This is a genomic window from Micromonospora yangpuensis (assembly GCF_900091615.1).
GTDB lineage: Bacteria > Actinomycetota > Actinomycetes > Mycobacteriales > Micromonosporaceae > Micromonospora > Micromonospora yangpuensis.
In genome coordinates this window covers 2,171,968-2,187,145 of record NZ_FMIA01000002.1, presented here as the reverse complement: position 1 = coordinate 2,187,145, position 15,178 = coordinate 2,171,968, and the positions used below count along the sequence as shown (strand labels likewise).

General features: G+C 73.2%; 11 protein-coding genes. 5 read left to right on the top strand and 6 right to left on the bottom strand.

Features of this window, described 5'->3' with window-relative positions:
• Window positions 1–4: 4 nt before the first annotated feature.
• Both bioD and GA0070617_RS10025 read right to left on the bottom strand, forming a co-directional pair.
• Window positions 5–733 (bottom strand): dethiobiotin synthase, encoded by a 729-nt coding sequence (gene bioD, locus GA0070617_RS10030; RefSeq protein ID WP_091435766.1) that lies wholly within the window; start codon window positions 731–733, stop codon window positions 5–7.
• Window positions 730–1,878: an 8-amino-7-oxononanoate synthase gene (locus tag GA0070617_RS10025; protein ID WP_091435763.1), complete on the bottom strand. Its 1,149-nt coding sequence runs from the start codon at window positions 1,876–1,878 to the stop codon at window positions 730–732. Before GA0070617_RS10025 ends, bioD begins: the two co-directional genes overlap by 4 nt.
• Before the next feature lie 370 nt (window positions 1,879–2,248).
• Here GA0070617_RS10025 and bioB point away from each other — a divergent pair, with 370 nt between their 5' ends.
• The 4 genes from bioB (at window position 2,249) to GA0070617_RS10000 (ending at window position 7,812) form a co-directional block, all read left to right on the top strand.
• Window positions 2,249–3,244, top strand: a complete 996-nt coding sequence (gene bioB / locus GA0070617_RS10020; RefSeq protein ID WP_091435761.1) for a biotin synthase BioB — start codon at window positions 2,249–2,251, stop codon at window positions 3,242–3,244.
• Window positions 3,241–3,438 (top strand): biotin synthase auxiliary protein BsaP, encoded by a 198-nt coding sequence (gene bsaP, locus GA0070617_RS10015; protein ID WP_091435759.1) that lies wholly within the window; start codon window positions 3,241–3,243, stop codon window positions 3,436–3,438. Before bioB ends, bsaP begins: the two co-directional genes overlap by 4 nt.
• An 807-nt stretch (window positions 3,439–4,245) precedes the next feature.
• Complete coding sequence (locus GA0070617_RS10005; protein ID WP_229688619.1) at window positions 4,246–6,642, top strand: M14 family zinc carboxypeptidase; 2,397 nt, start codon at window positions 4,246–4,248, stop codon at window positions 6,640–6,642.
• A 231-nt stretch (window positions 6,643–6,873) separates the two neighbouring features.
• Window positions 6,874–7,812 (top strand): endonuclease domain-containing protein, encoded by a 939-nt coding sequence (locus GA0070617_RS10000; protein ID WP_244891700.1) that lies wholly within the window; start codon window positions 6,874–6,876, stop codon window positions 7,810–7,812.
• Between the two features lie 543 nt (window positions 7,813–8,355).
• On the opposite strand, the gene GA0070617_RS09995 is transcribed toward GA0070617_RS10000, so the two are convergent.
• On the bottom strand, window positions 8,356–11,292 hold the full coding sequence (locus GA0070617_RS09995; protein WP_091435750.1) for a glycoside hydrolase family 9 protein: 2,937 nt from the start codon (window positions 11,290–11,292) through the stop codon (window positions 8,356–8,358).
• A gap of 205 nt (window positions 11,293–11,497) precedes the next feature.
• On the opposite strand from GA0070617_RS09995, the gene GA0070617_RS09990 reads away from it, so the two are divergent.
• Window positions 11,498–11,902 (top strand): VOC family protein, encoded by a 405-nt coding sequence (locus GA0070617_RS09990; RefSeq protein ID WP_091435748.1) that lies wholly within the window; start codon window positions 11,498–11,500, stop codon window positions 11,900–11,902.
• 72 nt (window positions 11,903–11,974) lie between these two features.
• On the opposite strand, the gene GA0070617_RS09985 is transcribed toward GA0070617_RS09990, so the two are convergent.
• From GA0070617_RS09985 to GA0070617_RS09975, 3 genes are all read right to left on the bottom strand, one after another.
• The gene (locus GA0070617_RS09985; RefSeq protein ID WP_091446188.1) at window positions 11,975–13,018 is read right to left on the bottom strand and encodes a GNAT family N-acetyltransferase; all 1,044 of its coding nucleotides are present in this window, start codon (window positions 13,016–13,018) and stop codon (window positions 11,975–11,977) included.
• 233 nt (window positions 13,019–13,251) lie between these two features.
• On the bottom strand, window positions 13,252–13,959 hold the full coding sequence (locus GA0070617_RS09980) for an ACT domain-containing protein (protein ID WP_091435745.1): 708 nt from the start codon (window positions 13,957–13,959) through the stop codon (window positions 13,252–13,254).
• A gap of 132 nt (window positions 13,960–14,091) precedes the next feature.
• Complete coding sequence (locus GA0070617_RS09975) at window positions 14,092–15,138, bottom strand: LacI family DNA-binding transcriptional regulator (RefSeq protein ID WP_091435743.1); 1,047 nt, start codon at window positions 15,136–15,138, stop codon at window positions 14,092–14,094.
• Between the last annotated feature and the right edge of the window lie 40 nt (window positions 15,139–15,178).

Here is a 15,178-nt window from a genome sequence, read left to right as displayed (position 1 = left end):
TACGTCAGCCGGCGTCCTCGGCCCAGGAACGCCAGTCGTCGAGCACCCCGTACAGCACCGGGGTCAGCCAGCCGGGGGCGGAACGGCGGAACACGCCCGGGTCCATCGAGCCCGCCCCGGCGGGTAGCGCGCCGAGCAGGTTGGGCACCAGGTCGCTCAGGTTGGCCCAGTGCACCAACTCCGGCTCGGCCGGCCAGGCGCCGATGACCACCCCGGCCGGTACCGCCCGTCGCTGCAGGGCCTCCAGGGTCAGCGCGGTGTGGTTGAGCGTGCCGAGGCCGGCGCGGGCGACCACCACGGCCGGCGCGTCCAGCGACACCGCCAGGTCGGCCACCGTCCACGGCTCACCGGAGGGACGCACCCCCATCGGTACGAGCAGCCCGCCGGCCCCCTCGATCAGCACCAGGTCGTGCTTGTCGATCTCCTCGCGGATGGCGTCGACGGCGTGGTACAGCTCCAGCGGCTCCAACTGGGCCACCCGGGCCGCCGCGAGGGGGGCCAGCGGATCGGGGAAGCTGGCCAGGGTCCGGCCGGTCGCCGGGGCCGCCAGCCGGGTCACCGTGTCGAGATCACCGGGCCCGCCGTCGGCCGTACCCGTCTGACCGGGTTTGATCACCGCGACCCGCAGCCCGGCGGTCTGCGCCGCAGCGGTGATCGCGGCGGTCACCACCGTCTTGCCGACCTCGGTGTCCGTGCCGGTGACCAGGACCGGACCGTGCCACGCGTCGCTCATAGCACTTCCTGTGGGGCGCAGGTGACGATCGTGGTCAGGGCGCGGTCGAAGTCGGGCCGGGGTACGCCGGCGTTGACGGTCAGGCGCAGCCGGGAGCGGTTGTCGGGGGTGGACGGTGGCCGGAAGCAGCCCACCGCGACGGCCCGGTCGGCGCAGTCGGCCGCCCAGCTGACCGCCGCCGCCGGGTCCGGCGCGGTCACCGACACCACCGCCGCGTCCGGTGCGGAGACGGTCAGGCCGGCGGCGCGTAGCCGGTGGACCGCGGTGGCGACCCGGTCGGTCAGCTCGGCCCGCAGGTCGTCGCCGGTGCGGGCCAGCTCGACGGCGGCGTGCACGCCGGCCACGATCGCCGGCGGCAGCGCGGTGTCGAAGATGAACGTCCGACCGGTCTCGATCAGGTGCCTGACGAACCCGGCCGGGGCGGCCACCACCCCGCCCGCGCCGCCCAGCGCCTTGGACAGGGTGGCGGTCAGCACCACGTCCGGCGCGCCGGCCAGCCCGGCGGCGGCGACCCCGCCGGCCCCGCCCGGCCCGACGACCCCGACCGCGTGCGCCTCGTCGACCAGCAGCAACGCGCCGTGCCGGCGGGTGACGGCGTGCAGCCGGGCCAGCGGGGCGAGGTCGCCGTCGACGGAGAAGACGCTCTCGGTGACCACCACCGCCGGTCGCCCCTCGGCGGTGGCGAGCACCTCGGCCACGGCGTCGGGGTCGGCGTGCGGCGTGACGACCGTCTCCGCGCCGGAGAGCCGGCAGCCGTCGATGAGCGAGGCGTGGTTGTGGGCGTCGGAGACCAGCAGGGTACGCGGGCGGACCAGGCCCCGGATCGCGCCGAGGTTGGCCAGGTAGCCGGAGGAGAAGACCAGACTCCGCTCGGTGCCGAGCCAGTCGGCCAGGGCGCTCTCCAGCTCCTGGTGGGCCTCGGTGGAGCCGCGCACCAGACGGGAGCCGGTGGCGCCCAGGCCGTACTCGGTCAGGGCCTTGGCCGCGGCGGCGGTGACCTCGGGGTGCCGGGCCAGGCCGAGGTAGTCGTTGCCGGCCAGGTCGGTCACGGCGTCGCCGGCGGCGCGCGGGCGCAGCCGCCGGGTGAGCCCCGCGCGGGCCCGCAGCTCGGCGCGGCGGTCCAGCGCCGCCAGCCAGTCCGCCACCGTGTCCCCCTTCGTCCGCCGGGATCTTCGTCCGCCGCCGGGACCGACCCCCACCGGCCCCGCCGTGGTCTGCGGCGGCAGACACCACCGCCCGGTACGGCCGGGCCCCGCCCCGGGTCCGCCGCCCGGCGTCGATCCGCCGCCGACCGGGGCGAAATTACCATCTTTGCCGCCCGTACCGGCGTGGCGGCGGGCCTGCCCGCCCTCGCCGGGCGTGCCGGACGGTGGTGGGTCCCGGTCCGCCCGGAGTGCCGGACGGTGGTGGGTCCCGACCCGCCCCGGCGTGCCGGAGCGTGGGTCGCGGTCCGGCCGGCCTGCCGCACCGGCGGCGGCGTTCCCGCGCGGTACGCGGCCTTGTAGGGTACGAGCCATGCCAGAGATCCTCGACCAGGCCCGGACCCAGGTGCTGGAGAACGGCGTCGGCCTCGACGAAGCCGGCGTCCTCGCGGTGCTGAACCTGCCCGACGAGCACCTGTCCGCCGCGCTGCAGCTCGCCCACGAGGTGCGGATGCGCTGGTGTGGTCCGGAGGTGGAGGTCGAGGGGATCGTCTCGCTGAAGACCGGCGGCTGCCCGGAGGACTGCCACTTCTGTTCCCAGTCGGGGCTGTTCACCTCCCCGGTGCGGTCGGTGTTCCTGGACATCCCGTCGCTGGTCGAGGCGGCGAAGCAGACCGCGGCCACCGGGGCGACGGAGTTCTGCATCGTGGCCGCCGTCCGTGGCCCGGACGCCCGGCTGATGAAGCAGATGCGCGAGGGCGTGGCCGCCATCAAGGCAGCGGTCGACATCCAGGTCGCCGCGTCGTTGGGCATGCTCAGCCAGGAGCAGGTCGACGAGCTGGTCGAGATGGGCGTGCACCGCTACAACCACAACCTGGAGACCTGCCGCTCCTACTTCCCCAACGTGGTCACCACGCACAGCTGGGAGGAGCGCTGGGAGACCCTGCGGATGGTGCGGGAGTCGGGCATGGAGGTCTGCTGCGGCGGCATCCTGGGCCTGGGCGAGACGGTGGAGCAGCGGGCCGAGTTCGCCGCGCAGCTGGCCGCGCTGGACCCGCACGAGGTCCCACTGAACTTCCTCAACCCCCGGCCGGGCACCCCGCTCGGCGACCGCCCGGTGGTGGAGGGCAAGGACGCGCTGCGGGCCATCGCCGCCTTCCGGCTGGCCATGCCGCGCACCATCCTGCGGTACGCCGGCGGTCGCGAGCTCACCCTCGGCGACCTGGGCACCCGGGAGGGTCTGCTCGGCGGGATCAACGCGGTGATCGTCGGCAACTACCTGACCACCCTGGGCCGGCCGGCCACCGACGACCTGAAGCTGCTCGACGACCTGAAGATGCCGGTCAAGGCGCTCTCGGCCACCCTGTGAGCGCGCCGGTGGCCCAGCGCTGGTGTGACCGGTGCGGTGAGCCGGCGGACGCCGGGGCGCACCCGGCGTGCGCGTCGGCCCGGGCGCTGGAGCCACCCCGGTTCTGCGCCCACTGCCGGCGACGGATGAAGGTGCAGATCCTGCCGGCCGGCTGGTCCGCGGTCTGCGTCGAGCACGGCGAACTGCGCGGCTGACCCGTCCGGACCGACCACGTGGCCGCCCGGCCCCTCATCGTCCGAAAGGATGCCGCCCGGCCCGGCGAGACCCGGGCCGTCCGGGTCGGACCCCGCCGGGCGGATGCCCTGTCGCCCACGCCCCGACGGGGCCGTTTCGAACCGGCACGACCGGTGGTGCGGCTCCGCCGCCAGGGTGAGTCCACCCTGGCGGAACCGGTGATTGTCCGCTGGTCCGACGCGGTGCGGGTGGTGCCGGACCGCGCCGATCCGGCCGGGGGCACCCGTCCTGCCGCAGCCTCGCAGCGGTACGTCGGTACGACCGGACGTCCGAGGCGCTTGTCCGGTTATGCGATGGATCTGGATCCGCCGATCGGCGGCCTGCGGCCGGCCGGGCGCGGTGACGTTGGAGCCGGCCGGGCGATACCCGTGCAGACCCGCACCATCCCCATCGGATCCCGCTGACCGACGCCGATGACCCCGCGGGTCTGCCGGGCAGCGCTCCCAGGGCGTGTTACAGCCGGTGAGCGGTCCGCAGGGGTGATTGACAGATCAAGTCGGGGCCGTCCAGGATTGGCCAACCCCACCGGCCCCCACCTGCACATCCTCCCGCCACTCCCCCCGCCCGACACCGGCCGCCCCTCGGGGTACGTCGATGTCCGGGCAGCCGTCACGACCTGACCGGGTGACACCCCCACGCCGTAGGTCCACTGTGGACCAACGGCGGATCACCCGGTCCGCCGTACCCCTGGAAGACCAGCGGCACCGTCAGTGAAAGGTAGCGACATGTCCCCCTCCTCCCTGCCTCGGTGGCGAAGGCGATTCCCCGTGGCCACCGCCGCGGCGACCGCCCTTCTCCTCCTGGCCGGTCCGGCCACCGCCGTGACCGCCGCCGCCCCGGACGACAACCACGAAGTCCACGCCGAGCACCTCGAACGCTTCGCCGACGAGGACGCCAGCGTCGTCGAGGTCACCGTCGCCGACCGCACCGAACTCGACGAGCTGGTCGCCACCGGCGTCGACCTGGACCACCACGTCTCCCAGACGGAGTCCGGCATCGTCGTACACGCGGTGGTGACCCCGACCGAGATCCAGGGCCTCAAGGCCCAGGGTTACCAGGTGGGCAAGGTCCTGTTCGACTCGGAGGACTCCGAGGACCGGGTCGCCGAGCGCGAGGCGACCATCGCCGAGCACAAGGCCGAGAACCAGGCCTTCACGGCGAGCCTGGCCCGCAGCGCGGCCGTCTCCGACGTCAAGATCACCCGCGCGGACTACTACACCTCCGGCACCAACCAGGTGCTCAGCGTCGAGGCGAAGTGGGCCCAGGGCCAGACCTCCACCAGCGCCCTGACCGTGACCCGCGACAGTGGACCGGGCACCGCGATGGGCTCCGGCGGCACCCAGAACATCACCCGCTTCGTCGACGCCGGCGTGTACCTGTACCACCGGGGCGCGGCCACCGTCACCGCCCGCCCCGACAAGATCCGGATCACCAGCCCCACCGGTGACGTGGCGGAGGTCCAGGTCAAGGAGTGGCTGCCGATCTCCGGCGACGCACCCGAGGGACCGGGCTACCAGAAGGACTTCGTCAGCAGCTACCTCACCCCGACCGAGCTGTACGACCGGATCAAGCGCCTCGCCGACCAGTACCCGCAGCTGGCCGAGATCGTCGAACTGCCGTACAAGACCAACGGGTACCGGCGCAAGGCCCAGGTGGTGCTCGGCAGCGCCAACGCCAACCGGGTGGCCGTCGACTCGCTCGCCTGGGGCCACGAGGGCGGCAACGACATCTCCGTCGAGCTGGTCAACCCCGGCGCCGCCGACCAGGCCCTCTCGGTCAGCCTGACCGACAAGGCCATCCGGGTCAGCCTGGCCACCGACGGCAACGGTACGCCCACCAGCACCGCCGCCCAGGTCGCCGCGGCCATCAACGCCTCGGCGGGCAGCCTCGTCAAGGCGTACACCTATCGGGGTAGCGTCGGCGACGGCGTGGTCGCGCCGGTCGCGCGGACCGCGCTCACCGACAACCTGAAGGCCCCGGCCTCGGTCTCCCGCGACCCGCACCCGGTGTACGCCATCCGGATCGGCAAGTTCCGCGACGGCAGCAAGACCGGCGTGCTCGCCTACGCCCAGGAACACGCCCGGGAGTGGGTGCCGCCGCTGGTGACCATCGAGACCGCCGAGCGCCTGCTGCGCAACGCCGCCACCGACGAGAACACCAAGCAGCTCCTGCGTACCCTGGACATCTGGATCGCCCCGTCGATCAACCCGGACGGCGGGCACTACTCGTTCTACGACTTCAACTCGCAGCGCCGGAACATGACCAACCACTGCGCCGAGGGTGGTTCGACCGACGCGCTGGCCCGCAACTCGTGGGGCGTGGACAACAACCGCAACTACACCGAGTTCAGCCTCTTCGACGGGTTCTCGGGCGCGTCGACCAGCTGCACCAGCGACACCTTCGCCGGCCCGAGCGAGCTCTCCGAGCCGGAGAACAAGAACCTGGACTGGCTGGCCCAGCGGGCCAACATCAAGTTCTCGATGAACCTGCACTCCTCCGGCAACTACTTCATGTGGTCGCCGGGCGCCTACGCCACCCCGGGCCGGATCTCCGCGCCGCGCCCGACCCTGGCCGAGGAGTCGTTCTTCTGGGGCGCGTCGTCGCGGATCCTGACCGCCATCAAGCGGCACCGGAACCTGGCGGTCACCCCGGCCCGCACCGGCCCGATCTCCGACGTGCTCTACTCGGCGGCCGGCAACTCCGGTGACATGCTCTGGTACAAGTACGGCATCTACGCCTGGAACTTCGAGGTCGGCACCTCCTTCCAGCCGGCCTGGGACGAGGCGCACCAGCAGACCCTGGAGTACTCCAACGGTCTGGTGGAGCTGATGCGGGTCGCCCGCGACTACGACAAGGACAAGAAGCGCCCGACCAGCACCCTGGTCACCAAGCCCAGCGCCACCGAGGGCATGGTGGACGTGACCTTCGAGACCAGCGAACCGGCGGCGGTCTTCTACACCCTGGACGGCAGCAAGCCGACGTACGAGTCCACCCTCTACGCCGCGGCGGGTCTCCGGGAGGGAGCCGAGACCCTGACCGTGCCGTACGGCACCAAGATCTTCTGGTTCTCGGTGGACGCGGCCGGCAACATCGAGAAGAACTACCGGCCCGACACGGACGCCAAGAACTGGAACCGGGGCTTCGCCCTCATCTCCGACAGCTGACCGATCGTTCCTCTCTCCCCCGGGTGCGGCCGGGGCACCGGATCCGGTGCCCCGGCCGCACCATCCCCACCTCCATCCCCATCCCCCCACCCGCCGCCCGCGGGGCGCCCTGCGTGGATCCTGGACACTTACCGTCCTATGTGGACGGTAAGTGTCCAAGATCTATCCGGGTACGGGGCAGTGGGCGCGAGTGAGGGGTGGGAGGGTGGGTGGGTGTGGTCGGTGCCGGGGGTGGGGGACGATGACGCGCTGGCGTGGGTGACGTTCGAGCAGTCGGGCATGCTCACCACCGGCCAGGCCACCGACCTGCTCACCGAGGGACGGGTACGCAGCCTGGTCCGGTCCGGACGGTGGCGCTCGATCTGTCGGGGCGTACTGCTCACCGGCAACGGCCAGCTCACCCGGGACCAGCAACTGTGGGCGGCGGTGCTCGCCACCGGCACGGGCGCCCTGCTCGCCGGGGTCACCGCAGCGACCGAGGCGGGCGTACGGGGACTGCGACGCGAGCCGCTGCACGTCCTGGTACCGGCCAGCCGTCGGGCCGGCCGGGGCGTACTGCGCGGGATGCCGCTGGACATGCCGGCGGTGACGGTGCACCGGACCACGGTGCTGCCGGACGCTCATCGGCAGGTGGCCAGACCCGGCCGGACCACTACCGCACGCGCCCTGGTGGACGCGGCTGGTTGGGCGCGGGACCCGGCCGAGGCGATGACGGTACTGGCCGCCGGCTGCCAGCAGCGCCGGGTGACCCCCGAGGAGCTCCGGGCCGTGCTGGACGACCTACCTCGTGCGCCTCGGCGAGAGCTTATCCAGCGCACGGTGGCGGACATAGCGGGCGGAGCACAGGCGCTCTCGGAGATCGACTTCGTCGGGTTGTGCCGGCGGTACGGGCTTCCCCGGCCGGAGTTGCAACACCGACGGGCCGACGCCGGCGGGCGGACCCGGTGGCTGGACGCCTACTGGTCCCGGTGGCGGCTGCACGTGGAGGTCGACGGGTCGCACCACATGGACGTCCGGCACTGGGCTGAGGACATGCAGCGACAGAACGACATCTGGGCCACCGGTGACCGGATACTCCGCTTCCCCGCCTGGCTGGTCCGGGTCCGCCCGGACGAGGTCGCCGAGACCCTCCGCCGCGCCCTGGTCGCCGCCGGCTGGCGTCCCACCTGAGCCACCCCACGCGCCGGATCCCCGCGTACCCCCCGCACACCACCCACGCCCGGCCGGTCCGGCCGGCACGCGACGGGGCGGACGGGAGGGAACGGGACGGACGGGAGGGGACGAGGCGAGGCAGCACGAGGGCGAGACGCAACCGGACAGGGCGAGGCGAGGCTGGCGGGACGAGGGCGAGGCAGCACGAGGGCGAGGCAGCACGAGGGCGAGGCAGCACGAGGGCGAGGCAGCACGAGGGCGAGGCAGCGTCAGCAGCGCACGGCACGAACCGCGATGCCGCAGTGACGCGGCCGGCCGGGGTAGCGGAGCTACACCTCAGCCACCGACCACAACCCGCACCTACCCCACCCCGCACCGTCCCACCTGTCCGCGCCTCCGGTTCCGTACCGCGTAGATCTTGGACACTTACCGTCCAAATACGACGGTAAGTGTCCAAGATTCACTGATCAGCCCGCGCGGCCCGTGCGGGCTGCACGGGCCGTGCGACCCGCGCGGCCTACGCGCAGGGTCGCACGGACCCGCGGCCCTGTGCTTGGGCGGTCAGGTGGTGGTGCAGGGGGTGCCGTTGAGGGTGAAGGAGGTAGGGCGGGGGTTGGTGCCGGTGTGGGTGCCGTTGAAGCCGAAGCTGGTCGAGGCCCCCGGCGCGAGGGCGCCGTTGTAGGACAGGCTCGTCGCGGTCACCGTCGTACCGCTCTGGTTGACCGTCGCCGACCAGGCCTGCTGCACCTTCTGCCCGGTGCTGGGGAAGGTGAAGACGAGGTTCCAGCTGGTCAGGGCGGTGGTGCCGGTGTTGGTGACGGTCACGGTGGCGGTGAAGCCGTTGCTCCAGTCGTTGGTGGCGTACCCGATCCGGCACGACGAGGTGGGTGTCGAGCCGGTGGTCACGGTTACGCTCGGTGAGGGGGCCGACGGGTTGCCGGCGGCGTCCAGGGCCACCACGTAGAAGGTGTACGCGGTGGCCGGGGTCAGCCCGGTCAGGGCGTGGCTGGTGCCGGTGACGGTGGTGACCGGCAGGTCGCTCGGCGTGGACCGTCGGTAGATCCGGTAGCCGGTCACCCCGACGTTGTCGGTGGCCGCGGCCCAGCTCAGGGTGAGCCCGTTCGGGCCGACCGCCGAGGCGACCGGGGTGCCGGGCGAGGTGGGCGGGGTGGTGTCGCCGCCGGTGCCGGCCGGGGTGGTGACCCGCAGCTCGGGCGAGCTGGTCGACTGGTTGCCGGCCCCGTCGCGGGCGTTGACCCAGAAGGAGTACGTCCGGGCCGGGGCGAGGGTGTCGATGTTCAGGCTGTTGGTGCTGGTGCTGTAGGTCGTCACCACGTCGCCACCGACCAGCCGCTGACGGACGACGTAGCCGGCCAGTCCGCTGCCACCGGTGTCGGTGGAGGCGGGCCAGGTGAGGGTGACGGAGTTGGCGGTGATCGCGGAGGCGACCGGGGTGCCCGGCACGGTGGGTGGGGTGGTGTCGGCGGTCGGGGTGCCCGGCTCGTCGCCCCAGACCCGGGTGCTGCCCGCGTAGAGGGTGACCTTCCGGTTCGGCCCGGCGGTCGCCTGGTACGACGGGTCGTTGGTCGGGTCCCAGGTGCCGCCCTCCGGTACGCCGATCTTGAACTGGACCTCCATCCGGTGGGCCGACTGGCCGGCCGGGGCGATGGTGTGCCCGGTGCAGTCGACCTCGACGTACCAGATGTCGCCGGCGAACTGCCTCGCGGTCGTGGGCGCCGGGCAGCCCTGGGTGTAACCGGGGGTGACCTGCACCGGGCCGGTGCCGTCGGGGCGGAAGTAGTAGCGGAACTTCCCGTTGGTCAGCGCCCGCGCCGGGAACGCCGACTTGTTGTAGACGATCGCCTTCAGCCCGGTGGCCCGGGGTTCGGCCTGCATCACCGTGGTCTCCACGGTCAGCTCGTCGAGGTCGGGCCGCTCGGCGACCGGGAAACCGGCCAGCGGGGTGCCGCCGTACTCCTGGGTGAGCCGGGCCAGCGCGGAGGTGAACCCGGCGTTGTAGTCGGTGGCGACCTCGTTCATCACGTAGTCGTCGCGGTTGTCGGTGTAGGCGTCGTTAGGCGACGACGGGCCGCCGACCAGCGCGCCGTAGAGAACGTGGCGGGTCTCGGTCGGCACCTTGCTGCTGTCCCACCAGGAGCCGTGGGCGGTGCGGTGGTGCGGGTTCTTCGGCGGGTTCTGTCCGAAACCGACCACGTAGCTGGCGTTGCGGGGGTTGTCGCCGAGGGCGTAGTTGATCTGCCGGACGGCGAAGTCCTTGTACCGGGCCTTGCGGGTGGCGTCGGTGGTCCTGTCGCTGTAGACCAGGGCCGCGAAGGCGGTGTTGGCCGCGTACCGCAGCGCACCCCAGGAGTCGAGCACCGCCATCCCGCCCGGGGAGTACCGGACCTTCTCCCCGTTGACCCCGACGGTCCAGAAGTCCAGCCACCGGTTGGCGTCGTCGACGTACTTCTGCTTGCCGGTCAGGTTGGCCAGCAGCACGTACGCGCCGAACTGCTTGTTGTCCCAGGCGACCGTCCACTTGTACGAGCGCAGGGTGGACTGGTTCTCGGTGCCGAGCTTGTCGTACTCGCTCTCGGCCTTGGCCAGGTAGGCGGCGTCACCGGTGGCCCGGTGCAGCCAGATCGCCGCCCAGACCAGTTCGTCCTGGTAGCCGCTCCAGGACCGGTAGAAGCTGGTCGCGTCGGTGATGCACTCGTGGTAGCTCTTGCGCACCGTGTCGGCGAACGTGTACAGCTGCCTGGCGTGGGTGACCAGCTTGTCGGCGTACGCGGCGTCGGTGGGTCGGAACACCATGGACGACGCGGCCATCGCCGCCGCCGTCTCCCCCGCCAGGTCCGCGCCGCCACAGCTGGCATCGATCTTGTACGCCGGCCGCGCCATCGGCATCACCTCGGCCGGACCCCACCACTTGTGGTCGTCGTCGCCCTTGCCGATTTGTCCGTAGAGGACGTTCGGGGACGGGTGCGCCCTGACGAAGTAGTCGTTGACGAAGCGCAGGTTGTTCAGCAGGTGGGTGAGCTGCCCCGACTGGGCGTACCCGGCGCGGTACTCGACCGCGCCCCAGGCCAGCATGGTGGTGCTGAACGCCATCGGGAAGCCGAACTTGACGTGGTCCCCGGCGTCGTACCAGCCGCCGGTGAGGTCGAGGCCGACGTCGGCGCCGTCGGTGAGCGCCGAGTCGCCCCGCCAGGAGACCCGGTTCCACTCCGGCAGCTCACCGGACTGCTGTGCCTCGTAGAACAGCAGCGACTTCTGCAGGGCCTCGGCGTAGTTGAAGGTCGGCGCGGCAGCGTCGACGGTGGTCGACCCGGCAGCGCCGACGGTGGTCCTCGCGGCCGCTCCGTCGGCGGCCGGTGCGGCGGTGCCGGCCGAGGGCGTGCCGACGGCGAGCGCGAGACCGCTGGTCAACGCGATGCCGGAGGCGAGTAGGCGGCGCAGCCAGGGGCGCGGGCCCCGGGGCCGGGAAGGGTGGCGCATACCGGTGGCTCCTGTCGGAAAGGGTGCCCCGGCAGCTCCGAGGCGATGCGGGGACGGCATCGGGCGCGCTCGGAGCTGCCGGTGGCGGTGGTGGGGGTGGGGCTTCGGGGGTGCCAGGAGAGGCTTTCGGGAGCGCTCCCATGGATATCTGACAATGTATCCAGTCACCTGGCAACTTGGGAAGACCGACCGCTATGGTCGATCGATGTCGCTGATCGACCAGATCTCGGTGGGCGTGGCCGACTGCGCGCGGGCCGCCGCCTTCTGGGGCGCCGCCCTCGGATACGTCCGCCGTCCGCCCCGCTACCCCGGAGACGACTGGATCGTGCTGGAGCCCCCGCCGGGCACCCCGGGTACGGCCCTCGCGATGGACCTCAGCGAGAGCCCGGTGCCGGCCTACCCCCGCCTGCACCTCGACCTGAACGCCGGCGAGGTGGACCTGGACGAGGAGGTGGAGCGGCTGCTCGGGCTGGGGGCCAGCCGGGTCGACTGGGCACACTATCCGGCCGAACCCGAGCCGGGCGTGCAGCCGTACGTGGTCCTCGCCGACCCGGAGGGCAACCGGTTCTGCGTATCGGGCAACCGGCGCGCCGGCTTCTTCTTCGGCTGACCACCCCGACAGCGGCGGCCCCCGCACCGCCCGCCCCGGGGTCGGGCCGCCACCCCGACCCGGGGCCGGTCGTCAGCTCGGGCTGGGAGCGGTGACGGCGAGCGGGACGGTGACGGTCAGCACCGGGCCGTCCCGGTCGACCGGAGCGGGCCGGCCGAGCCGGCGCAGGGCCCGCAGCATGGGCCCGTTGTCGGCCTGGGTGTGCAGCACCAGGGCGACGTACCCGGCCTGCTCGGCGTGGCGGACCAGCCGGCGCAGCAGGGCGGTACCCAGCCCCCGGCGCTGCCAGTCGTCCCGGACCAGCAGGGCCGCCTCGGCCTCGTCGCCCTCGGCGATCAGGTTCGCCATGGCCACCACCGGCTCGCCGGGTGCGTCGACGTCCGTGGCGAGCAGGGTCAGTCCCCGGTCCGGTTCGACCAGCCGGCGCAACCGCGCGGGCGTGGGCAGCCCGGCCCCACCGAGGTAACGCCGCTGCCGGCTCTGCGCCGAGCAGCTCTCGTGCAGGGCACCCACCGCGGGTACGTCGTCGGCGGTGGCCACCCGTACGGCCAGCTCCGCGCCGTCGGAGAGGACCAGGGTGACCTGCTCGGCGCTGCGGCGCACCGCCGCCGCCGCCAGCTCGACCAGGGCCTGTGCCCGGGCGAACTCGGCCGGGGTGAAGCTCGGCGCGGCCCGGCGCAGCAGGTAGGTGCCGCCGGTCGGGTCGGCCAGCCGCATGGTGGTGTCGCCGATGCCGGGCCGGTCGGCGGCCGGTGCCGGACGCCAGCTCACCTCGTCGGCACCGAGCAGCACCCGCAACGCCTCACCCGCCGCCTCCGGGTCGCGGACCAGCCGGGTGGCCAGGCCGAGCACCCGGGTCGGCTGGTCGGCCAGGCCGCGCGCCTCGCTGCGCGCCACCCAGCAGTTGCGGCCCCGCCCCCGGGCCACGGCGGCCAGCAACTCGGCCTCGTCGAGCTCCTCCGGGGCGTCGACGAGGAAGTCGTCGACCGCGCCGGCCTCGGTGGTGTGCACCTGGACGGTGAGGATGTTGACCCCACGAAGAGCGAGGCTCGCGGTGAGCACCGACAGGTAGCCCGGCCGGTCGTCCACGGTCGCCCGGATCCGCCACAGCGCCATGTTCACTCCTTTCACCAGGTACGACCATCGCCGCCGCCTGTTGCCGGGGCGTTGCCCGGTGGTGACGGGCGACGACTGAGGCCGGTATCACAACCCGGTCCGGACAGCGATCGAGCCGACCCCGAACCGGGGTCGGCTCGCGGCCGACAGGTCCCGCGAGGGACCAGGGCCGCAGCTCCGGACCCCGAACCGGGGCAGAGCCGTCGTCGCGTACCGGGCGTCGGGCCCGGCGGTCAGGAGCCGGTGGTGGCCACCGGCGGGGTCGATCCGACCAGGTCGAGCCGGTCGCCGAGGATGACGGCGCTGGCCCGGACCAACTGGGCGAGCCGGTCGACCTCGGTGCTGTGGAAGGCGGCCGGGTTGAGCGGCTCGCTCTGCTCCCGCGCCACCACCAGCACCAGCCCGGCCCGGCCGAACGGGGCGAGCGCGAAGTGCCCACCGCCGGCCGTGGTGACCGCCCGGGGCCGCAGCGGGGTCACCTCGGGCAACCGCAGCGGTACGGGGGCCTTCCAGCTCGCGTGCCCGACGGTCGGCCGGCCACCGCCGTCGCGCGAGGCCCAGTCCAGCGGTACGACCGCGGCCACCGCCCAGTCGGCGGCCAACAGCCCCGGCACCGCGTCGACCAGGGTCGCCAACCCGTCGGTCGGGTTGGCCGCGACCTGGGCCAGCAGCTCGGCGTCCTGGCCGGTGGTGGTGGGCGCGCCGATCGCCCGCCACACCCCGTCCACCCGGACGCCCGGGATGGCCGCCAGACCGGCCAGCAGCCGCTCCACCCGGCCCGCGCCCGGCCAGACCACCGTGAAGTCGTCGACCGCCCGCCCGCCGAGCCGCTCCAGCACGACGACCTGGACGATGTCCGCCCCGGAGACCCCGAGGGTGCGGGCCACCTGGCCGAGTGTTCCGGGTCGGTCCGGCAGGGTCACCCGAACTCTCAGCAACATGTCTGTCCCTCCACTCGGCGGGCCGGCACGGTGGCTGGCTAGGCGACAGCCTGCCGGATGACCATTTCGCCCCTGTTGCGGCCGGATGACCTGGGGTGAAAATCTGCCCTTGACAGCGGAGTCGAGCTGCGCTCAGGCCGACGTGCGGCGGACCACGTGGGTGTCCAGCAGCACGTGCGGGGAGGGCACCTCCGCGCCACGGATGCGGGCCACCAGCAGCAGGGCCATCTGTCGGCCCATCTCCTCGATCGGCTGGAAGACGGTGGTCAGCGGCGGGTCGGCCTGCCGGGCCACCGGCGCGTCGTCGAAGCCGATCACCGCCACGTCCTCGGGCACCCGCCGGCCCGCCTCGCGCAGCGCCCGCAGCGCGCCGAAGGCCATCAGGTCGGAGGCGACGAAGACCGCGTCGAGATCCGGGCAGAGCTGCAGCAGGCGACGCATGCCCGCGGTGCCACTGCCCTCGCTGAAGTCCCCGTACGCGATCAGGTCGGGGTTGATGCCGGCCCCGGTCTGCCGGACCGCCTCCCGGTAGCCGGTCAACCGGGCCAGGCCGGCGCCCATGTCCTGCGGGCCGGCGATCGTGGCGATCCGGCGTCGCCCCTGGTCGAAGAGGTACTCCACGGCGTGCCGGGCGCCACCGACGTTGTCCACGTCCACGAACCAGCCGGGGGCGGCGGACGGGTGCAGCATCCGGGCCGGCCGACCGCCCAGCACGGTCGGCAGGCCGCGCTCCTCCAGCAGGGTGGGCAGCGGGTCGGCGTCGTGCAGCGAGAGCAGCAGGACGCCGTCGACGTGCTGGTTGGTCAGGTGGTGCTCGACCCGTTCCCGCTCGACCGGCGACTGGGCCATCGCCAGCCAGAGCTGCATCGGGGTCTCCAGCAGTCCGGAACTGATCCCCCGGACGATGGCCGCGAAGAAGGGCTCGGTGAAGACCCGGTCGCCGGACTCGGAGACCACCAGGGCCACCGAGTCGGTCCGTTGGGTCACCAGGGCCCGGGCGGCCCGGTTCGGCACGTAGCCCAGCTCGGCGATGGCCTGCTGGACCGCGGCCCGGGCCTCCGGGCTGACCTGGGGCGAGCCGTTGACCACCCGGGAGACCGTTCCCCGGCCGACACCGGCACGCGCGGCGACCGCGTCGAGGGTCGGGCGCCCGAGCGAGCGGGTGCGCTGCGTTGTCATGGTGTGCTCCTCCGACGTCCGGCGGGCCCGGTGCCGTCCC